This window comes from Luteibacter aegosomatis (assembly GCF_023078455.1).
In the GTDB taxonomy this organism is placed as follows: domain Bacteria; phylum Pseudomonadota; class Gammaproteobacteria; order Xanthomonadales; family Rhodanobacteraceae; genus Luteibacter; species Luteibacter aegosomatis.
The window spans coordinates 878812-898512 of record NZ_CP095740.1; the positions used below are offsets into that span (position 1 = coordinate 878812).

Sequence of the window (19701 nt, forward strand, 5' to 3'; positions counted from 1 at the left end):
TGATTGTCCAGAAGGGCCGCTCGTTCAGCGCCCTGCAGAGGCGGGGATCACCTATGCAAGGGGCTACGCCTGGATGCCTTGCCGGTTGCCGATCATACGCAGGTGCGACCCATATCTCCTTTACGCCATAGGCTGCGAGGTTGCCGTTTGCCTCGAGTGTGAGAAAGCCAAGGGTCTGCATCAGATTCGTGCTCGGCCCATATTTCGCAGCTGGCAGGCTGCCCGCATGAAAATTGCGCTTTTTTCCCGCCTGTCACGTGAAGGCCGTTGGCAAAGGTGGCGGAGTCCGCACGCCAGGTGTTGGACGACCAGATGGGATTGCCATGCCTATACAGCACCATGTTTCCATCGCCCTGAAAGGACAGGTGATGGCCATTGATCTGCGAGTAGGTGTGCCCTTTGGGGAAATGGGTTCCGTCGCGGAATACCAACGGATCCCCAGGCGCAAGCCCTGGGCTGCCCGACCCGCTAGACCACGTGGGGATCACCGCCAATACCATGGCTTGACCATGTTCCGTAACGGTAAACATCCGTGACGGACCGTTGCTTCCGGTCCACCAGATGGCTTGGTGATCGGCCGTGTAGAGGACGAAATTACCATCTGCTTGCATGACGGCGCGGTTGGCGCCACGTCCTGACGTCTGCGTCGACCAGATGACCGTGTGACTCCCGTCGTTCTTGTAAACGACGAGATTTCCATCTGTCTGCATGGTGGCGAAGTATCGATGATCGTCTGAGTACAGCGACTGTCCTGCCCATAGTGTCTCGCCGGGGAGGAGTGCGGCCGCGTTGACGGACGTTACGGATAGCGCGGTAACCGTGATGGAAGCGAGGGCGCGACGGCGTGTGACTCGGTACATATTTTTCTCCCTTCTTGGCCACCGGGGCGGCGGCAAGCTCATCATTGAGTGGGTCGCGTCTGCGGTGTATCGGTGGTGGCCGCTGAAGCGGGGAGAAGGTTCGAGCGGCGCATGTGGTCGGATGCTGTAAGCGAGGAACGCTTAGGTCATCGGTGAAGAAATGTTTCACGGAGATTTAGGAATGCGCTGATTCAAGATTTGACGTGAAATCCTTAACGTTTCGAATTTTTCTTGAGGCGTGGCATTGGAACGCGAAGAAAGGTTCAGGCGCTATCTTCCGCATGTCGACGGCATGAGAGCGATCGCCGTGATCGCAGTGATCGTCTTTCACCTCGAGCGTGATTGGCTGCCGGGCGGTTTCTCGGGAGTGGATGCCTTTTTTGTCATTTCCGGATTCGTCGTAAGTGCCTCCGTGCATGGGCGTGGAGATGAGCCTTTCGGTAAGTTCTTTCTCTGGTTTCTGTGGAGGCGATGTCTCCGGATCGTGCCTATGTTGGCGTTGGTTCTCGTTGCGACGAGCTTGGCGTCGACCTTGTTGATTCCCGATGCCTGGTTGAGCGACGGCATCCACCGGACGGGAATGGCGGCCACGTTCGGATGGGCCAATGTTTCCCTTGCCGGTCGCACCGATAGCTATTTTTCCCCGACGACGGATTTCAATCCCTTCGCCCATGCATGGTCCCTCGGTGTCGAGGAGCAGTTCTACATACTGTTTCCCTTCGTGCTTTGGCCATGGATATCGCGGAAGGCAAGTCGAGGTGTGTTTTTATCAGCTCTCGCTTTGGCAACGGTTTGCTCGTTCGTCTTGGCTTGGCGCGAAGGATCGAAAGACGGGGCGTCTGCGTTTTACTTGCTGGAATGCAGGGCCTGGGAGTTACTCGCGGGCATCTTGCTGTTTCATTCCCTTGATATGACACAACGGTTGGCGTCCAGACGCACGTGTCCTGCGTGTGGAACGTGGTTGGCCTCCTCCGGGTTTCTCCTGGTCGGATACGGTCTTTGGGCCTCTACACCGGATCATTTTCCGGCACCTGGAGCACTGCCGGTCGTCATGGGGACATGCCTTCTGCTCGCGGCCGGGTGTGTGCCCTCGGAAGCTTCATGGCCCATGAGGCTACTCATGTTTCGACCCGTTCGATGGATCGGCCGCACGTCCTACTCGCTATACCTTTGGCATTGGCCCGTTTTCGTGCTGTTTCGATGGACGATCGGACTGGAAGACTTTGTCGACAGGGTACTGGCCGTGGTGGTCACGGTCGTGGTCGCGTCGCTTTGCTGGCTCTACGTCGAACAACCGATCCGGCGGTTCTCGAAGGGATACGCAGGGTCGCATGCCAAGCTGGTGGCATGGAGCTTCGTCGCACTGGTGGGTGCGGGTCTGTTTCAAGGCTTGCTGCATCACTACCGATGGAGCATTTCTCTCAGCACGGTAGCCAGTCATGCCAGCGACTGGTATCCGACCATCAAGGGGCATCATGCGTCCGGTCCTTGCGCCTCGCCCCGGCCATCCGTCGCCACCTTGGGCGAGGGGCGGCGCATTACGTACGTTGGCGGTACGTGCGACCTGTCGGCTGATGAATCGACGGTTTTCGTGGTCGGGGACTCGCACGCCCTGGCATTCGGGAGGATGTTTCGGGCCTACGCCGCCAGAAGTGGTCGAAAGGTCGTGGTATACGACAACGCCGGTTGCGGCTATCTGACGCTTCAACCGGCGCGGGAGGAATCCGCAATGTGCCGGTCCAGTTCACAACGGGTGACCGAAGCGATCGTCAAGAGTATCAGGCCCGGGGACGTAGTGTTTCTTCCGTCGTTGCGCATGCCGCGGTTCGTCGATCAGTGGACGCGTTATCCCCGGGAAGCTGTCTTGGCGCGGGCAATGGCTGCCGAGGCTTCGGCGAAGGATAGCGGGGCGGTCGATACCGCTATACGTATCGTCTCCCGTTTCACCGAGAAAGGAGCGACCGTGGTGTTCGAAGCTCCCAACCTTCTCCTCAATGCTCCCGCATATCGTTGTGCCGATCCATGGACGCGCTCCAATCCGATATGCAAGCGCGGCGTCGGTATGGATCGCGAGGAATTCGAGTCTCTGCGCCGCCCCATGTTGCGGGCGATCCAACACATTGCCCAGGCGGTTCCAGGCACGTCCATTTTCGATCCTTTTCCCTGGTTATGCCCCGAGAGACCTGTTTGCACCGGATTTCGCGATGGCCGACCGCTATTCTTCGACGCCGATCACATCAGTGGTTTCGGCAACGACATTCTTCTTCCTGGCTTCGAGGACGCCTTGCGATCGGGCCGCATCGTTTCGACGCGATCGGAAATCGCGAACTCCGGCTAGGTATTCAATGGCCGCGTGGGACCATGTCGAGATTTCGCGTGCCATCGTTGGAGATGTCGTCAAGGCCGTCGTCATGCCTAATCGATACGATGCCGGTGCCCCCGGCGGCTGCGACGACGGCTCGCGATACCCAGCGTGTGGTCGAGGAATAAGGCTTCGGGTTCGCGAACTTGGCGTGGAACTTCGTGGAGGACTCCGGCTTGGCCTGTGCCGGATTCGGCGTGGGCGGAGTCCAGGAGGTCGGTGACGGGGTTTCGGCCGCGAACGACGAGGCCGAGAGGGTCACGAGGGCGGTTACTGCCAGAGCGGTGCGAATCATTTTCGTTCCTTGATCGATGAATCGGCCAGTCGATGCATCATCGTAACAGGGCGAAGCATGGGCTCCATAGCCAACCCATGCTTCGGGCATTGGCGTGCCGGTGCTCAGGCCAGCCCGACGAGCTCCCGGGGCGTGTCGACCGTCTTCCACGCTCCCGCCCGTTCCAGCTCTTCGCGATCGCCGAAGCCCCACAGCACGCCCACACCGCGCACATCATTGGCCACGGCGCCCTCGATGTCGAAGCGGCGGTCGCCGATCATCACCACGTCCTCCTTCGGATGCCCGAAGTCGGCCAACGCCGCGGCGATCATTTCCGCCTTTTCGCTATGGGCCGTTTCCGGACCGGGCGCGTAGACACGGTGGAAGGCCGCGCCGAAAGGCAGGTGGGGAATGATGCGTTCGGCATGCAAACGGATCTTGCTGGTGACGATCGCGAGGTGGTGGCCGGCGGCTTCCAGCGCCGCGATCGCTTCGGGGATGCCTTCGTAGACCGTATGTTCGGACCAGCCCACGTCACGGAACCGTTCACCGTAGGCCGTGACGGCGGCCTCGATGAGGTCGTGCCTGTCGTGGCCGAGCACTTCGCCGAAGCTCACGCGCAGCGGCGGTCCGATCCAGCCGCGCAGGATGGTGTCGTCCGGGATATCGGCGCCGACGTGCGCCAGCGAGTGGCGCACGCCCGAGAGGATGCCGATTTCCGAGTCGATCAGCGTGCCGTCGAGGTCGAAAAGGAAAAGCATTACTTCGCGTCCGCCCGGGCCTTCAGGGCGGCCACGGCCGGGAGTTCCTTGCCCTCGAGGAACTCGAGGAAGGCGCCACCGCCGGTGGAGATGTAGGACACGCCGTCCTCGATGCCGTACTTGTCGACGGCGGCCAGGGTGTCGCCGCCGCCGGCGATGGAAAACGCCTTCGACGCCGCGATGGCGCGGGCGAGGGTTTCGGTGCCCTTGCCGAAGGCGTCGAACTCGAACACGCCGACCGGACCGTTCCACACGACGGTGCCGGCCTTGGCGATCAGCTCGGCGTAGCGCGCGGCCGTGTCCGGGCCGATGTCGAGGATCATCTCGTCGTCGCCGACCTGGTCGACGGCCTTGACCGTCGCCTTGGCGGTGGCGGCGAATTCGGTGGCGACCACGACGTCGGTCGGCACCGGCACCTCGGCCCCGCGTGACTTCGCGTCGGCCATGATCTTCTTCGCGGTGTCGAGCAGGTCGGCTTCGACCAGCGACTTGCCGACCTTGTGACCGGCGGCGAGGATGAAGGTATTGGCGATGCCGCCACCGACGATGAGCTGGTCGACGCGGCCGACCAGGTTCTGCAGCAGGTCGAGCTTGGTGGATACCTTCGAGCCGGCGACGATCGCCAGCAACGGGTGGGCCGGGTTCTCCAGCGCCTTGCCCAGCGCATCGAGTTCCTTGGCGAGCAGCGGCCCCGCCGCGGCCACGGGCGCGAAGCGGATCACGCCGTGGGTGGAAGCCTGGGCACGGTGGGCGGTGCCGAAGGCATCCATGACGAAGACGTCGCACAGCGCGGCGTACTTCTTCGACAGGGCCTCGTCATCCTTGCCCTCGCCGACGTTCATGCGGCAGTTTTCCAGCACCACCACCTCGCCGTCGGCGACGTCCACGCCGTCGAGGTAATCGCGCTCGAGGCGAACGGGCTTGCCGAGCTTGTCGCCCAGCCACTCGGCCACGGGCTTCAGCGACGAGGCTTCGTCGAATTCGCCTTCCTTCGGGCGGCCCAGATGGGAGATGACCATGACTTTCGCACCGGCGTCGCGGGCGGCGACGATGGTGGGCAGGGAGGCGTCCAGGCGCTGGGTGGAGGTGATGCGGCCGTTCTCGACCGGCACGTTCAGGTCTTCGCGGATCAGCACGCGCTTGCCGCGCAGGTCGAGGTCTTGCATGCGGATGACGGACACGTTGGCTCCGGGGCGTGGTGTTGGGTAGACGGCAATTGTCCTTGGGTGGGACGTGATGGCGCAAATCGGAACGCTTCCGGCCCGGGAATCGCCGACAGGATCGGCTCCCACCCCTCCGGCAGGAAGTTCGCTACCGAAGGGTGGGAGCCGATCCTATCGGCGATCCGCGCGGCAGCGCGGCAAGGCTTGCGAGGCGTGGATGGATAGAATCCACCGATCCACCACGGAGTCCCCATGCTCGCCCTCTACACCTACTGGCGCTCCAGCGCCGCCTACCGCATCCGCATCGCGTTGAACCTCAAGGGCCTGGCCTACGAGCCGCGCCTCGTGCACCTGGTGAACGACGGCGGCGAACACCTCAAGCCGGCCTATCGCGAGGTTTCCCCGCAAGCCCAGTTGCCCGCCCTGGTGGATGGCGACTTCGTGGTGCGCCAGTCGATGGGCATCCTCGAGTACCTGGAAGAGGCCTATCCCGATACGCCGTTGTTGCCGCCGGACACGAAGGGCAGGGCGCGCGTGCGCGAACTGGCGCTGGCCGTGGCGACCGACGTGCACCCGCTCGGCAACCTGCGCGTGCTCAAGGCGATCGAGTCGGATTTCGGGGCCGATGCGCAGGCCAAGGCGGCATGGAGCCGGAAGTGGATCCGGAACGGTTTCGACGGAGTGGAGGCGCTGCTGGCGCAAGGGCCGCTGGGCCGCTTCAGCTACGGGGACACCCCCACCATCGCCGATTGCTGCCTCGTGCCGCAGTACTACAACGCGGTGCGCTGGGAACTCGACCTGGGGCCGTATCCGCTTATCCGGCGCGTGGTGGCGGCGTGCCAGGAGCTGGAGGCTTTCAGGAAGGCCGCGCCCGAGATGCAGCCCGACGCTCCCTGAAACCATTCGCCGATGCGATCGGCTCCCACCCCTTCGGTAGCGACGTTGCTACCGAAGGGGTGGGAGCCGATCGCATCGGCGAAAAGCCAACAAGGCGGTGAAGCGGGTCCGTTCAGGCCCCGATCCCGTACGGATCGCTTGACGCGAACTCGTTCCCCGACGAACCTTCCGACAGGCGGATCTTGAGCGCCAGCCCATCGCGCGAATCGGCCTTGGACAGGCACTCCTCGAGGGTGATCTGGCCGTCCTTGTAGAGCCGGTAGAGCGACTGGTCGAAGGTCTGCATGCCTTCCTGGAGGCTGCGGTCCATGGCGTCCTTCACCTCGTGGATCTGGCCGCGGCGGATCATGTCGCGAATCAGCGGGGTGTTGAGCAGCACCTCGGTGGCCGGCACGCGACGGCCGTCCTTGCCGATCACCAGGCGCTGGCTGATCACCGCGCGCAGGTTCAGGGCGAGGTTCATCAGCACGTTCTTGTGGGCCGACTCGGGGAAGAAGTTGAGGATGCGCTCGAGGGTCTGGTCGGCGTTGTTCGAATGGAGCGTGGCCAGGCAGAGGTGGCCGGTTTCCGAGAAGGCGATGGCCGCCTCCATGGTCTCGGTGTCTCGGATCTCGCCGATCATGATGACGTCCGGCGCCTCGCGCATCGCGTTCTTCAGCGCCTCGTGGTAACTGTGGGTATCCAGGCCCACCTCACGCTGGTTCACGATGGAGCGCTTGTGCCGGTGCAGGTATTCGATGGGGTCCTCGATGGTGAGGATGTGTCCCGAGGTGTTCTGGTTGCGATGGTCGAGCATGGCGGCCAGGGTGGTCGACTTGCCCGAACCGGTGGCGCCCACCACCAGGATCAGCCCGCGCGGTTCCATGACCAGTTCGCGGAAGATGGCCGGCTGGCGCAATTCCTCCAGCGAAGGGATCTCGCTCTTGATGGCACGGATGACCATGCCGATCTCGCCGCGCTGCTTGAACACGTTGATGCGGAACCGCCCGGCCTCCTTCACGGCCAGGGCCATGTTCAGTTCCAGGTCGCGCTCGAACTGGGGGACCTGGCCTTCGTCCATCAGGGAGTAGGCGATCTTCTTGACCATGCCGCTGGGCAGGCCGGTATTGCCCAACGGGTAGAGCTTGCCTTCCACCTTGATGTTCACGGGGGCTCCGGTCGTCAGGAACATGTCCGACGCACCCTTGTCCACCATGAGCTTCAGGAAATAACCAATATCCACCTAAACCCCCCGGGGTTCGCATTACAATCGAGACAGGTCTCACCGACCATGTATATCGACAATATCTCGCAAATCTGTAAGAGGAACGAGTGATGGTGCACAACTTGCCGTCGAAAGCCCCGTACCGCCGGGGCCGCCGGCTCCTTGCCACGGCCGCGCTGGGCCTTGCGATCGCCACGCTGGCCGGTTGCGCCAGCACGCCACCCCCTAACGGCACCATGAACCAGGCCCTGTCCCAGCTGCAGGCCGCCAGGGACGCGGGAGCCGCCGATTATGCGCCTGTCGACCTCGACATGGCGCAAGGAAAATTCAGCCAGGCGCAAAAAGCCATGGCTAGTCGCAAGTATGACGAGGCCGCGCTCCTGGCCGACGAATCGGCCGCCGACAGCGAACTGGCCCGGGCCAAGGCCCGCCTGGGCGCCGCCCGCGCCCAGAACCAGGCCAAGAGCAAGGAAAACTCGCGCATGCGCGTCGAGATGATCGACAACCATGCCAACGACACCGTGCCGATTCCCAACAACGTGCAGGAAACGGAAACCGTGCTGCCCGAGGCGCCCGCCGACACCGGCAACATGCCCCCGCCCCCGCCGGGCGGCGAAACCCAGCCCCTGAACGACAACCAGGGAGGCCAGCAGTGATGAAGCGCCATACCCTCCTTCTCTCGTGCGCCATGGCGCTGGCCTGCGCAGCCGGCACGGCGGCGGCCGCCACCGACGACCTCGACCTGCGCCGGCTCAATTCCAGCCTCGAGCAGCTCGCCAGCGATCCGATGCTGGGCAACTACGCCCAGGCCGAACAGGCCCGGGCCCGCGAGGCGATCAACCAGATGGCCCAGTTCCGTCCGAAGGACAAGGAACACGCCCACTACCTGTACATCGCCGAGCGCCGCATCGACATCGCCAAGGCGGCCGCCCAGCTCCAGGACGCCCAGACGAAGGGCCAGCAGCTCGACCGCGAGCACGATGCCATCCTGCTCGAGGCCAGCCGTCTCGATACCGAGATGGCGCGTCGCCAGCTCGAGCAGCAGCGGATGCAGAACCAGATGATCCAGGAAGAGGCCGCTCGCCTGCAGCAGCAGGGCGTGGAGTACTCCCAGGCGCTGGAGCAGGCCAAGGCCGAAGGCGACAAGGCCAGGCAGGTCGCCGCCGCCCAGGCCCGGGTGGCCAATGCCGCCAAGAAGCAGGCCGCCCTGGCGGAAGCCGCGGCGCGTGCCATGCGCGACCTCAACTCGTCCGATGGCGGAGCCCCCGCCAACACGCCGGCCACCTCGGCACCGAAGAAGTCGAAGAAATCCGGCGGTAACTGATCGCTCCACACCGCGGCCCGCTCCGTGCGAACGGGGCGGGCCGCTTTATTGAGTGGACCGTAAATAATTGTTACGAAAGAAATTAATGCGCCAGGGATTGAGAATATTCGCTCTTGCGGCCCGTTCTCGAGCGGAGTAGCTTGGACCTCCCGTCACGAAAAAAGCACGAGACGGGGTCCTTCGGAGCATGCGTGATTCTCATCCAGGCACACCGCATCGCGATCCATCCCACGTCCGGTGCGACGCCGTATCCGCATGGCTCCCCTCACGACCGGCCCGACCGGGCCGGCCCCCACGCGAGGAGCATGGCTATGTTCGAAAACCAGCAGCGCGACGACGTCCAGAATTTCATCGGCACCGACAAGGACACCCGTCGCCTCTACTACCGCCACCAGGAACTCAACGACAAGCTCGACGAAGCCGGACGCGGATGTCTTCCGCTCGGCGACGAGGAACTGGCCCGGTTGAAGAACGAGAAGCTGCAGGCCAAGAAGCAACTCCAACGAATGTGGGATCAATGGCAGGCGTCGCGGCATCACTGACGCCACCGGCACCGACGAAAGGGCGCGGAAACGCGCCCTTTTTCGTGGCCGTTCACCAGCGAACCTGAGCGGCGCGTGACGCCCGTCGCTACGCCATTTCGCCTCGGCCGTTCGCCGGGCATCGCCCGGAGGCGACACCCTTTATCATGTGCGCCCATGTGCGAGGTCGAAGGGGCCTCGCGAAATTCAGTACGGAGTACCCATGAAAGTTCAAGACAGTGTCCTCGACCTGATCGGCCGCACCCCGATGGTGCGCGCCCAGCGCCTGGACACCGGCTGTTGCGAACTCTTCCTCAAGCTGGAAAGCGCCAACCCGGGCGGTTCGGTGAAGGATCGCATCGGCATGTCGATGATCGAGGGCGCCGAGCGCGCCGGAAAGATCAAGCCCGGCGATACCCTGGTGGAGGGCACGGCCGGCAACACGGGCCTGGGCCTGGCCCTGGTGGCCCAGCAGAAGGGCTATCGCCTGGTGCTCGTCGTGCCCGACAAGATGAGCCGCGAGAAGATCTTCAACCTCAAGGCCATGGGCGCCGAGGTCGTGCTCACCCGTTCCGACGTCGCCAAGGGCCACCCGGAGTACTACCAGGACATGGCCGAGCGGATCGCGCGCGAAACGCCGGGGGCCTACTTCATCAACCAGTTCGGCAATCCGGACAACCCGAAGGCGCACCTGCTGACCACGGGTCCGGAAATCCTCGAACAGCTCGACGGCAAGGTCGACGCCATCGTGGTCGGTTGCGGTTCGTCGGGCACCATGAGCGGGCTCACCGCCTACCTGCGCGAGCACTCGCCGAACACGGAAATCGTCCTCGCCGACCCGGTCGGCTCGATCCTCGCCCAGTACATCAACGAGGGCACGCTGTCTGAGAAGTCCGGCAGCTGGATGGTGGAAGGCATCGGCGAGGATTTCCTCCCGTCGATCAGCGACTTCTCGATGGTGAAGAAGGCCTACGCCATCAGCGACAAGGAAAGCTTCATGGCCGCGCGCGAATTGCTGGGCAAGGAGGGCGTGCTCGGCGGTTCGTCCACCGGCACGCTGCTCGCCGCGGCGCTGAAATACTGCAGGGAGCAGACCACGCCCAAGCGCGTGGTGACGCTGGTGTGCGATACGGGCAACAAGTACCTGTCGAAGATGTACAACGACTACTGGATGCTCGACAACGGTTTCCTGGAGCGTGAGCAGTTCGGCGACCTGCGCGATTTGATCCTGCGCCCGTACGCGCAGCGCGACACCGTGGTGATCAAGCCGGACGACATGCTGATCACCGCGTACAACCGCATGAAGCTCTACGACGTCTCCCAGCTCCCCGTGATGGACGGCGACCGCATCGTGGGCATCCTCGACGAATCCGACGTGCTGCTGCACGTGCACGCCGATACCGCGAAGTTCCGCGATCCGGTGTCCACGGCGATGATCGCCTCGCCGGAAATGATCCAGGTCACCTCGCCCATCGAGGCCTTGCTGCCCGTCTTCGAGAAGGGTCACGTCGCCATCGTCGTCGACGGTGAGCGGTTCCTTGGCCTCATCACCCGCATCGATCTGCTCAACTACCTGCGTCGCAAAGTCAACTGACAGGGGAATCGTGCCATGTGTGGAATCGTCGCCGCCGTCGCGCAGCGTGACATCGCTCCCATCCTGATTGCCGGTCTGAAGGCGCTGGAGTACCGCGGCTACGACTCCGCCGGCATGGCCATCGCCGAGTCGGGCGAGATCCGCCGTGTGCGCGCCAAGGGCAAGGTCCGCGAGATGGAGGCGCTCTACGAGGCGGATCCGATTCCCGGCGGCACCGGCATCGCGCACACCCGCTGGGCCACGCATGGCGTGCCCAGCGAAAGCAACGCGCATCCGCACGTGCAGGGCCGCATCGCCATCGTGCACAACGGTATCATCGAGAACCACGCCAGCCTGCGCGAATCGCTCAAGGCCAAGGGCCGTACGTTCCACTCGGAAACCGATACCGAAGTGATGGGCGCGGTGATCGACGAGCACGTGCAGGCGGGCAAGCCCCTGCGCGAAGCCGTGACCGCGGCCGTGCGCGAGCTGGAAGGCGCCTACGCCATCGCCGTGATGAGCCTCGACGAGCCCGGGCGCATCGTCGGTGCCCGTCGCGGCTGCCCGCTGCTGGTGGGTATCGGCATCGGCGAGCACTTCCTCGGTTCCGATGCGCAGGCGCTCATCAAGGTCACCAACCGGATGATGTACCTCGAAGAGGACGACATCGTCGAGATCACGCGTGACACGGTGGAAGTGTTCGGCATCGACGGCCAGCCGGTCGACCGCGCCGCGCACGAGAGCGAGATCAGCGCCGACTCGGTGGAGCGTGGCGAATACCGCCACTACATGCAGAAGGAAATCTTCGAGCAGCCGCGCGCGGTGGCCGACACGCTCGAAGGCCGCATCGGCCCGCACGGCGTGTTGCCGAACATCTTCGGCATCGACGCCGACCCCATCCTCGACAAGACCCGCGGCATCCATATCGTGGCCTGCGGCACCAGTTACCACGCCGGCATGGTGGCCAAATACTGGATCGAGGAACTGGCGCGGATGCCGGTGGTGGTGGAGGTGGCCAGCGAATACCGCTACCGCGACGTGGTGGTACCGGAAAACACCTTGTTCGTGGCGGTATCGCAGTCGGGTGAAACCGCCGATACGCTCGCGGCCATGCGCGAGTCCCGCCGCCGCGGCTACCTCGCCACCTTCGCCATCTGCAACGTGCCCGAATCGTCGGTGGTGCGCGAATCCGACCTTCGCCTGATGACGCGCGCGGGCCCGGAGATCGGCGTGGCCTCGACCAAGGCGTTCACCACCCAGCTGACCGCCTTCGCCCTGCTGGCGCTCGATCTCGGCCGCCGCCATGGCCTGGATCACGCGAAATACCTCGCGCATTGCCAGGAACTGCAATCGCTGCCGCGCTACATCGAGAACGCGCTCCGTAGCGAAGAGCAGATCCTCGCCATCGCCGACCATTTCACCAACAAGCAGCACGCGTTGTTCCTGGGCCGCGGCGCCCAGTACCCGGTGGCGCTGGAAGGCTCGCTCAAGCTCAAGGAAATCTCGTACATCCACGCCGAGGCCTACCCGGCCGGCGAACTCAAGCACGGCCCGCTGGCGCTGGTGGACGAGAACATGCCGATCGTGGCCGTGGCGCCCAATGGGCCCCTGCTCGACAAGCTGAAGTCCAACTTGCAGGAAGTGCGTGCCCGTGGCGGCGAACTGATCGTCTTCGCCGACGAGCGCGCGGAAATGGACGACGGCACCGAACACGTGGCCATGGTCCGCGTGGACGGCGGCGGCGATCTCATCGCCCCGGCGGTGTTTACCGTGCCGATGCAGCTTCTTGCCTACCACGTGGCCGTGCAGCGTGGCACGGACGTGGACCAGCCGCGCAACCTGGCCAAGTCGGTGACGGTGGAGTGACAGACGCGCCGTTCATTCATGCGATGGCCGACGTGCAGTCGTCGGCTATCGGGGCGCGGACGCGGGTGTGGCAGTTCGTGGTGATCCTTCCGGGTGCCGTCATCGGCCAGGATTGCAACATTTGCTCGCATTGCTTCGTCGAGAACGACGTGGTGGTGGGCGACCGGGTGACGGTCAAGAGCGGCGTGCAGCTGTGGGATGGGTTGCGGGTCGAGGATGATGTGTTCATCGGGCCGAATGTCACGTTCACCAACGACCTGTTTCCGCGATCGCGGGCGTATCCTGACCAGGGCTTTCCGCAGACCGTCGTCCGGCGAGGGGCCTCGATCGGCGGCGGGGCGACCATCCTGCCAGGGATCGAGATCGGCGAGCGCGCCATGATCGGGGCGGGTGCGGTGGTGACCCGCGCGGTGCCCGCGAGAGCCGTCGTGGCGGGAAATCCGGCCCGGATCATCCGCCAGATCGACGATGGTTGAGTCGTCGGCGGGTCGGAAGGAGAATAGACCGCCTTTTCGACCTGCGAAGATGCCAGCATGAAGTGTTTCAAGGCCTACGACATCCGCGGCCGCGTTCCCGATGAACTCAACGAAGATATCGCCTATCGGCTGGGCCGCGCCTTTGCCCGTACCGTGGGCGAGGGGCCCGTGGTGGTCGGATTCGACATTCGCCGCGATAGTCCGGCCTTCGCGAATGCCATCGTCCGAGGGTTGAACGACGAGGGGCGGGATGCCATCGACATCGGTTTGTGCGGCACCGAAGAAGTGTACTTCCAGACGTTCCACCGGAAGGTCGCAGGCGGCATCATGGTGACTGCCAGCCACAACCCGATCGACTACAACGGCATGAAACTCGTTCGCGAGGATGCCAGGCCGATCAGCGGCGATACGGGACTGCGTGACATCGAGCGGATGGTCGAGGAGAACGCCTTTGGCGAACCCTCGGCTACGGTCGGGCAGGTGATTCGCGATCACGACAAGTCGGCCTATGTCGAGCACCTTCTCGGCTACATCGATGCCTCGGCCATGCATCCGCTGAAGGTGGTGGTCAATGCCGGTAACGGTGGTGCGGGCGCGATCGTCGACCTGCTCGAGAAGCATCTTCCGCTGGAGTTCATCCGGATCAACCACGAGCCGGACGGCAGTTTTCCCAACGGCATTCCCAACCCTCTGCTCCCCGAGAATCGTTCAGCCACGGCTGAGGCCGTGAAGCGGCATGGAGCCGACTTCGGCATCGCATGGGATGGTGATTTCGACCGCTGCTTCCTGTTCGACGCGCGCGGCGAGTTCATCGAGGGCTATTACATCGTTGGTTTACTGGCGGCGCAGCTACTGGAAAAGCACGCCGGTGCCAAGATCATTCACGATCCCCGCCTTACCTGGAACACCATCGACATGGTGAAGAAGGCAGGCGGTGTACCTATCGAAAGCAAGACCGGCCATGCGTTCATCAAGGAGCGTATGCGCGCCGAAGATGCCATCTACGGTGGCGAGATGAGCGCCCATCATTACTTTCGCGATTTCGCTTATTGCGATTCGGGAATGATCCCTTGGCTTCTGGTCGCGGAGCGGATGTCGAAGACGGGTACGTCCCTCGCCGACATGTTGGCGGAGCGGATGGCTGCCTATCCGTGCAGTGGCGAGATCAATTTCGTGGTGGACGATGCGAAAGGTGCGGTTGAACGGGTGCTCGCGCACTATGCCGACAAAGCGCCTCGCTTGGAAAACGTCGATGGCGTCAGTGCGGATTTCGGATCATGGAGGTTCAACTTGCGGTCTTCCAATACGGAGCCGTTGCTTCGCCTGAATGTCGAATCGAGAGGCGACGTCGGCCTGATGAACGCGCGTACCGATGAACTGAGTCGCTTGATAGAGGGTTAAAAAAAGGGGGGCGTGAAGCCCCCTTTTTTTCTCAGGATCGATCGGGCAATCAGCCCACGGTGCCGGCGCGTCCGTAGACATCGTCGAAGCGAACGATGTCATCTTCACCCAGATAGCTGCCCGACTGCACTTCGATCAGCTCGACCGGCACCTTGCCGGGATTGCGCAGGCGGTGCCTGCTGCCCAGCGGCAAGTACGTGCTCTGGTTCTCGGCAAGCAGGAATACCTTGTCGTCACAGGTGACTTCGGCCACGCCCTTGACAACGATCCAGTGCTCGGCGCGGTGATGGTGCATCTGCAGGCTCAGCGCGGCGCCCGGTTTGACCACGATACGCTTGACCTGGAAGCGATCGCCGTTCTCCAGCGAATCGTAGCTGCCCCACGGACGCCGCACGACGCGATGTAGATCATGTTCCGTCCGACCCTTCGCCTTCAGTTCGTCGACGATGCGCTTGACGTCCTGGGAGCGGTCGCGCCGGGCTACCAGCGTGGCATCGGGGGTGGTGACCACGACGACGTCGTCGAGGCCCACGGTGGCGACCAAGTGGCGGTTGTGCGAGTGGATGAGCGAGCCGGTCGTATCCAGCGCGATGACGTCGCCTTCGGTATGGTTACCGTTCGCGTCCTTATCGGCAGCAAGCCACAAGGCATCCCACGATCCGATGTCGCTCCAGCCGCACGATACCGGCACGACCGCGGCGCGCGACGTCTTCTCCATCACGGCATAGTCGATCGAATCGTTAGGTGACGCGGAGAACGCTTCGGCGTCGAGTCGCACGAAGTCGAGGTCGACATTGGCTTTCGCGTAAGCGGCTTTGGCGGCGGCTAGCATGGCTGGCGCGTGCTGCTCCAACTCCTCCAGATAGCGCGCGGCGCGGAAGAGGAACATCCCGGAGTTCCAATCATACTGACCGCTGTCGACATAGCGCTCGGCGACTTCCAGCTTGGGCTTCTCGACGAACTGATTCACCTTGAAGCCATTGGCGTCGAGTCCGTCGCCACGCTGGATGTAACCAAAACCCGTTTCCGGGCGGTCGGGGCGAATGCCGAACGTCACGAGCCAACCCTGCTCGGCCAGCGGACGCGCCTTGGCCACGGCGTCGTGGAAAGAGCGGTCGTCACCGATGAGATGGTCGGCCGGCAGCACGAGGATGAGCGCGTCGGTCGACTTTTCCATTGCACGCAGCGCGCCCACCGCGATGGCGGGCGCGGTATTACGCGCCATCGGTTCGAGCAGGATGCTTGCCTCGCTCATCTTGAGCTCCTGCAACTGCTCCGCGGCGAGAAAGCGATGATCGTCGGCGGCCACGACGATGGGCGCGCCGGTGTCCGGCAGCGCGGTCGTTCGCTTGACCGTTTGCTGGAACAGGGTGTCCGTCCCGGTGAGCGACAGGAATTGTTTGGGCAGGTTCCGGCGGGAAATCGGCCACAGGCGCGTGCCGCTGCCGCCACTGAGAATGAGGGGAATGAGCATGGACGTTATTCCGGTTCGGATAGGGTTGCCAGGACGCGTTCTACACCGCTTTGCCACATCGGGACGTCGATGTCGAAGGTCCGTGCGAGTCGCGATGTATCCAGCACCGAGTAGGCGGGGCGCTTGGCCGGTGTGGGAAATTCCGAGGTGGTGATAGGGATGACCTTCGGTGTCCTAGCGAGCAGGCCCCGCTCGGTCGCGCGTCCCAGCAGCATTTCGGCAAAGCCGTGCCAGGTGGTATCGCCTGCGGCCGTGAGGTGGTAAGTACCCTGCAGGCGTTCCCTCCCAAGATCATCCGCCGCCATCCAGCGATCTAGCGCCGCCAGCGAGGCTTCGACGATGAATCCCGTGTCGCTCGGCGTGCCGCGTTGGTCGGCCACCACGCGCAGTTCGTCGCGCTCCGCGCCCAGGCGCAGCATCGTGCGCAGAAAGTTGTGTCCGACGGCAGAGTAGACCCAGGCGGTACGGAAGATGAAATGAGCCGCGCCGCTGGCACGCAGTGCATCTTCGCCCGCCAGCTTGCTGCGTCCGTAGGCTCCGCTCGGCGCCGTCGCGGCGTCTTCCGTGTATGGAGCGCTGGCCTGTCCGTCGAACACGTAATCGGTGGAATAGTGCACCACCAGCGCGCCATGGCGTGCCGCCCAGCCCCCGATCACCGAAAGGGCGTAACCATTGACGAGCGTAGCGAGATCCTCCTCCTGCTCGGCTTTATCGACGGCCGTGTAAGCTGCGGTGTTGACGATGACCTGCGGGCGTTCGGCATCCAGGAGCACTTCCAGGGCTCCGGTATCCGCGAGATCGGCAACGAGCGCCTGGCGACCACCGTGCAGGATGCCGTCGCGGCTGGCAGGCAACAGTTCACCCCGGTTCCCAAGCCCGCCATGACTGAGGAAGCTTCGACCCAGCTGTCCATTGGCCCCCAGGAGAAGGATCTTCACGGCTGGTATTCCGGCAGCCGCTCGGGGGCAAGGTCCGCGAGCAGGGGGGCATTCGAGTCCTTGTCGGACAATACCGGAGAGTCGACGGGCCAATCGATGCCGATGGCCGAGTCATTCCAGCGAATGCCGCCGTCGGCGGCGGGCGAATAGAGATCGGTGCATTGGTAGGAGAACGTCGCGAACTCCGAGACTACGCAGAAGCCGTGGGCAAAACCCTCCGGAATCCAGAAGTGCCGGTGGTTTTCCGCCGTGAGCGTCGCAGCGGTCCACTGGCCGAACGTAGGCGAGCCGCGGCGGATATCGACGGCCACGTCGTAGACTTCGCCCTCGAGAACGCTCACCAGCTTGCCCTGCGGATGGGGCCACTGGTAATGCAGTCCACGGAGAACGCCGCGCGACGACCGGGAGACATTCGACTGGACGAAACGCCGGTCGATGCCGGCGTCGCGGAACGTCTTTTCGTTGTAGCTCTCGTAGAAGAACCCGCGCGAGTCGCCGAAGACCTTGGGTTCGAGGACGAGCACGCCGGGGAGGGACGTTTCGATGACCTTCATTTCACCAGACCGTGGCCGACGAGGGTGCGCAGGTATTCCCCATATCCCGTCTTCGCCAGCGGTTTGGCCAGGGCCAGCACCTGCTCGGCATCGATCCATTTGTTGTTAAAGGCGATTTCTTCCGGGCAGCACACCTTGAGTCCCTGCCGGTTTTCAATCGTCTCGATGTAATTGCCGGCCTCCATCAGCGACGCATGCGTGCCAGTGTCGAGCCAGGCGTAGCCGCGGCCCAACTGTTCGAGCATGAGCGAGCCGTCGTCGAGATAACAGCGGTTGAGGTCGGTGATTTCCAGCTCGCCGCGCGGCGAGGGCTTCAGTCCCGCGGCGAAATCGCAGGCGCGGCCGTCGTAGAAATACAGGCCGGTCACCGCGTAATTCGATTTGGGCTGGGTCGGCTTTTCCTCCAGGCCGATCACCCGGCCCTCGCCGTCGAATTCCGCCACACCGTATCGTTCGGGGTCGCGGACCCAGTAGCCGAAGACGGTGGCACCGGACGGCCGGCTCGCCGCGCGCTTCAGCCGTTCCGTGAGCCCGACGCCATAGAAGATATTGTCGCCGAGCACGAGGCAGCTGGGCTGGCCATCCACGAATTCGCGCCCGATGAGGAACGCCTGGGCCAGGCCGTCGGGAGACGGTTGCACGGCGTAGCTGATGTTGATGCCCCACTGCGAGCCATCGCCCAGCAAACGCTGGAAAAGGGCTTGCTCGTGGGGGGTATTGATGATGAGTACGTCGCGAATGCCGGCCAGCATCAGCGTGGCGAGCGGGTAGTAGATCATCGGCTTGTCGTACACCGGCAGCAACTGCTTGCTGACCGCCTGCGTGATCGGATACAGCCGGGTGCCGGACCCGCCGGCGAGGATGATGCCCTTGGTCGTCATGCGCCCAGACGCTCCATGCGGTAGCTGCCGTCGAGGATCGAATCGACCCACGACTGGTTGGCGAGGTACCAATTCACGGTTGCCTCGATGCCCGATTCGAACGTCTGGGTCGGCGACCAACCAAGCTCATGCTGGAGTTTGCTCGCGTCGATGGCGTAGCGACGATCGTGGCCCGGGCGGTCGCGGACGAACGTAATCAGCGATTCGCGTGGCGAGCCGTTGGCCAAGGGCTGGCGTTCGTCCAGGATGCGGCAGATGGTGCGGACCACGTGGATGTTCTGCTGTTCCGCGTTGCCGCCGACGTTGTAGGTCTCGCCGATGCGGCCGGCGTCCAGCACGCGTCGGATCGCCGAACAATGGTCGCCCACGAAGAGCCAGTCGCGAACGTTCTTGCCGTCGCCATAGACAGGAAGGGATTCGCCCTTGAGCGCCTTCTGGATGGTCAGAGGGATGAGCTTTTCGGGGAACTGGAACGGCCCATAGTTGTTCGAGCAGTTCGTGGTAAGCACGGGCAGGCCGTACGTATGGTGAAACGCCCGGACCAGGTGGTCGGAGGCGGCCTTGCTGGCCGAATATGGCGAGTTCGGGGCGTAGGGGGTGGTCTCCGTGAACTTGCCCTCGTCGCCCAGCGAGCCGTATACCTCGTCGGTGGACACGTGGAGGAAGCGGAAGCCTTCGCGCGCCGGTCCTTCGAGGCCACGCCAGAAATCGCGCGCCTCCTCGAGCAGGCCGAGCGTGCCGACCACGTTGGTTTCGACGAAGGCGGCGGGACCGTCGATCGAGCGGTCCACATGGGATTCGGCGGCGAAGTTCACGACGGCATCCGGCTTGTGCCGAGTCAGCAGATCGCGGACGAGGTCACGATCGCCAATATCTCCCTGGACGAACACATGGCTCGGATTGCCTTCCAGCGAGGCCAGGGTACCCAGGTTACCCGCATAGGTGAGCTTGTCGAGATTGACGACGCGAAAGCCGTCGGCAATGGCCTGGAGCACGAAATTGGCACCGATAAAGCCGGCACCGCCCGTTACCAACAGTGTTTTCATCAAGACCTCGTCCGTCATGCTCATGGCTAAAACGCTGCGCCGCCGAAAAAGCACCGTATTCACGGCGTATACGGACGGGTACGAATACCGTCTAGGCGGATACCCACAGCGCGTAGGGCGTCAAGT

18 protein-coding genes and 1 pseudogene are annotated in these 19701 nt (G+C 63.7%); 9 read left to right on the top strand and 10 right to left on the bottom strand.

What is annotated here, in order from left to right:
* Positions 1 to 92: 92 nt before the first annotated feature.
* The gene (locus L2Y94_RS03890) at positions 93 to 860 is read right to left on the bottom strand and encodes a hypothetical protein (protein ID WP_247373243.1); all 768 of its coding nucleotides are present in this window, start codon (positions 858 to 860) and stop codon (positions 93 to 95) included.
* Between the two features lie 292 nt (positions 861 to 1152).
* Here L2Y94_RS03890 and L2Y94_RS03895 point away from each other — a divergent pair, with 292 nt between their 5' ends.
* Entirely contained in the window at positions 1153 to 3198 is a 2046-nt protein-coding gene (locus L2Y94_RS03895; protein ID WP_247373244.1) for an acyltransferase family protein, read from the top strand.
* Positions 3199 to 3202: 4 nt separating this feature from the next.
* Here the strand turns inward: L2Y94_RS03895 and L2Y94_RS03900 are convergent, their stop codons facing one another.
* From L2Y94_RS03900 to L2Y94_RS03910, 3 genes are all read right to left on the bottom strand, one after another.
* Positions 3203 to 3517: a hypothetical protein gene (locus L2Y94_RS03900; RefSeq protein WP_247373245.1), complete on the bottom strand. Its 315-nt coding sequence runs from the start codon at positions 3515 to 3517 to the stop codon at positions 3203 to 3205.
* Positions 3518 to 3621: 104 nt separating this feature from the next.
* Positions 3622 to 4257, bottom strand: coding sequence for an HAD hydrolase-like protein (locus L2Y94_RS03905; RefSeq protein ID WP_247373246.1), 636 nt, complete (start codon positions 4255 to 4257; stop codon positions 3622 to 3624).
* Positions 4257 to 5438, bottom strand: a complete 1182-nt coding sequence (locus tag L2Y94_RS03910) for a phosphoglycerate kinase (RefSeq protein ID WP_247373247.1) — start codon at positions 5436 to 5438, stop codon at positions 4257 to 4259. Before L2Y94_RS03910 ends, L2Y94_RS03905 begins: the two co-directional genes overlap by 1 nt.
* Before the next feature lie 234 nt (positions 5439 to 5672).
* Between L2Y94_RS03910 and maiA the strand changes: the two genes are divergently transcribed.
* Positions 5673 to 6317, top strand: coding sequence for a maleylacetoacetate isomerase (gene maiA / locus L2Y94_RS03915; RefSeq protein ID WP_247373248.1), 645 nt, complete (start codon positions 5673 to 5675; stop codon positions 6315 to 6317).
* A gap of 112 nt (positions 6318 to 6429) precedes the next feature.
* On the opposite strand, the gene L2Y94_RS03920 is transcribed toward maiA, so the two are convergent.
* Positions 6430 to 7539: a PilT/PilU family type 4a pilus ATPase gene (locus L2Y94_RS03920; RefSeq protein ID WP_247373250.1), complete on the bottom strand. Its 1110-nt coding sequence runs from the start codon at positions 7537 to 7539 to the stop codon at positions 6430 to 6432.
* Between the two features lie 92 nt (positions 7540 to 7631).
* On the opposite strand from L2Y94_RS03920, the gene L2Y94_RS03925 reads away from it, so the two are divergent.
* From L2Y94_RS03925 to L2Y94_RS03960, 7 genes and pseudogenes are all read left to right on the top strand, one after another.
* The gene (locus L2Y94_RS03925; protein ID WP_247373252.1) at positions 7632 to 8177 is read left to right on the top strand and encodes a DUF4398 domain-containing protein; all 546 of its coding nucleotides are present in this window, start codon (positions 7632 to 7634) and stop codon (positions 8175 to 8177) included.
* Positions 8177 to 8845 carry a DUF4398 domain-containing protein gene (locus L2Y94_RS03930; protein ID WP_247373253.1) on the top strand — a complete coding sequence of 223 codons (669 nt, stop codon included), beginning with the start codon at positions 8177 to 8179 and terminating at the stop codon, positions 8843 to 8845. The genes L2Y94_RS03925 and L2Y94_RS03930 overlap by 1 nt, the downstream gene beginning before the upstream one ends.
* A 305-nt stretch (positions 8846 to 9150) precedes the next feature.
* Positions 9151 to 9387: an HP1242/YdcH family protein gene (locus L2Y94_RS03935; protein ID WP_345780013.1), complete on the top strand. Its 237-nt coding sequence runs from the start codon at positions 9151 to 9153 to the stop codon at positions 9385 to 9387.
* Between the two features lie 202 nt (positions 9388 to 9589).
* A complete protein-coding gene (locus L2Y94_RS03940; RefSeq protein ID WP_247373255.1) occupies positions 9590 to 10960 on the top strand; it encodes a pyridoxal-phosphate dependent enzyme in 1371 nt (456 codons plus the stop codon).
* 15 nt (positions 10961 to 10975) lie between these two features.
* Positions 10976 to 12805: a glutamine--fructose-6-phosphate transaminase (isomerizing) gene (glmS, locus tag L2Y94_RS03945; RefSeq protein WP_247373257.1), complete on the top strand. Its 1830-nt coding sequence runs from the start codon at positions 10976 to 10978 to the stop codon at positions 12803 to 12805.
* Between the two features lie 23 nt (positions 12806 to 12828).
* Positions 12829 to 13275 (top strand): annotated as a pseudogene (locus L2Y94_RS21300) (acyltransferase); the annotation flags it as partial.
* A gap of 63 nt (positions 13276 to 13338) precedes the next feature.
* Positions 13339 to 14682 (top strand): phosphohexomutase domain-containing protein, encoded by a 1344-nt coding sequence (locus L2Y94_RS03960; protein WP_247373258.1) that lies wholly within the window; start codon positions 13339 to 13341, stop codon positions 14680 to 14682.
* Positions 14683 to 14731: 49 nt separating this feature from the next.
* Here the strand turns inward: L2Y94_RS03960 and L2Y94_RS03965 are convergent, their stop codons facing one another.
* The 5 genes from L2Y94_RS03965 to rfbB are packed head-to-tail and all read right to left on the bottom strand — an operon-like array spanning position 14732 to position 19575.
* Complete coding sequence (locus L2Y94_RS03965) at positions 14732 to 16156, bottom strand: mannose-1-phosphate guanylyltransferase/mannose-6-phosphate isomerase (protein WP_247375112.1); 1425 nt, start codon at positions 16154 to 16156, stop codon at positions 14732 to 14734.
* Between the two features lie 5 nt (positions 16157 to 16161).
* Positions 16162 to 17094: a dTDP-4-dehydrorhamnose reductase gene (gene rfbD / locus L2Y94_RS03970; RefSeq protein WP_247373259.1), complete on the bottom strand. Its 933-nt coding sequence runs from the start codon at positions 17092 to 17094 to the stop codon at positions 16162 to 16164.
* Entirely contained in the window at positions 17091 to 17648 is a 558-nt protein-coding gene (gene rfbC / locus L2Y94_RS03975) for a dTDP-4-dehydrorhamnose 3,5-epimerase (RefSeq protein ID WP_247373260.1), read from the bottom strand. Before rfbC ends, rfbD begins: the two co-directional genes overlap by 4 nt.
* A complete protein-coding gene (gene rfbA / locus L2Y94_RS03980; protein WP_247373261.1) occupies positions 17645 to 18529 on the bottom strand; it encodes a glucose-1-phosphate thymidylyltransferase RfbA in 885 nt (294 codons plus the stop codon). Before rfbA ends, rfbC begins: the two co-directional genes overlap by 4 nt.
* A complete protein-coding gene (rfbB, locus tag L2Y94_RS03985; RefSeq protein ID WP_247373262.1) occupies positions 18526 to 19575 on the bottom strand; it encodes a dTDP-glucose 4,6-dehydratase in 1050 nt (349 codons plus the stop codon). Before rfbB ends, rfbA begins: the two co-directional genes overlap by 4 nt.
* Between the last annotated feature and the right edge of the window lie 126 nt (positions 19576 to 19701).

Bases quoted from the DNA above. Each gene is read 5' to 3' on its own strand.
- L2Y94_RS03890 (WP_247373243.1), bottom strand. From the start codon at position 860: ATGTACCGAGTCACACGCCGTCGCGCCCTCGCTTCCATCACGGTTACC.
- L2Y94_RS03895 (WP_247373244.1), top strand. From the start codon at position 1,153: ATGAGAGCGATCGCCGTGATCGCAGTGATCGTCTTTCACCTCGAGCGT.
- L2Y94_RS03900 (WP_247373245.1), bottom strand. From the start codon at position 3,517: ATGATTCGCACCGCTCTGGCAGTAACCGCCCTCGTGACCCTCTCGGCC.
- L2Y94_RS03905 (WP_247373246.1), bottom strand. From the start codon at position 4,257: ATGCTTTTCCTTTTCGACCTCGACGGCACGCTGATCGACTCGGAAATC.
- maiA (WP_247373248.1), top strand. From the start codon at position 5,673: ATGCTCGCCCTCTACACCTACTGGCGCTCCAGCGCCGCCTACCGCATC.
- L2Y94_RS03925 (WP_247373252.1), top strand. From the start codon at position 7,632: ATGGTGCACAACTTGCCGTCGAAAGCCCCGTACCGCCGGGGCCGCCGG.
- L2Y94_RS03930 (WP_247373253.1), top strand. From the start codon at position 8,177: ATGAAGCGCCATACCCTCCTTCTCTCGTGCGCCATGGCGCTGGCCTGC.
- L2Y94_RS03935 (WP_345780013.1), top strand. From the start codon at position 9,151: ATGGCTATGTTCGAAAACCAGCAGCGCGACGACGTCCAGAATTTCATC.
- L2Y94_RS03940 (WP_247373255.1), top strand. From the start codon at position 9,590: ATGAAAGTTCAAGACAGTGTCCTCGACCTGATCGGCCGCACCCCGATG.
- glmS (WP_247373257.1), top strand. From the start codon at position 10,976: ATGTGTGGAATCGTCGCCGCCGTCGCGCAGCGTGACATCGCTCCCATC.
- L2Y94_RS03960 (WP_247373258.1), top strand. From the start codon at position 13,339: ATGAAGTGTTTCAAGGCCTACGACATCCGCGGCCGCGTTCCCGATGAA.
- L2Y94_RS03965 (WP_247375112.1), bottom strand. From the start codon at position 16,156: ATGCTCATTCCCCTCATTCTCAGTGGCGGCAGCGGCACGCGCCTGTGG.
- rfbC (WP_247373260.1), bottom strand. From the start codon at position 17,648: ATGAAGGTCATCGAAACGTCCCTCCCCGGCGTGCTCGTCCTCGAACCC.
- rfbA (WP_247373261.1), bottom strand. From the start codon at position 18,529: ATGACGACCAAGGGCATCATCCTCGCCGGCGGGTCCGGCACCCGGCTG.
- rfbB (WP_247373262.1), bottom strand. From the start codon at position 19,575: ATGAAAACACTGTTGGTAACGGGCGGTGCCGGCTTTATCGGTGCCAAT.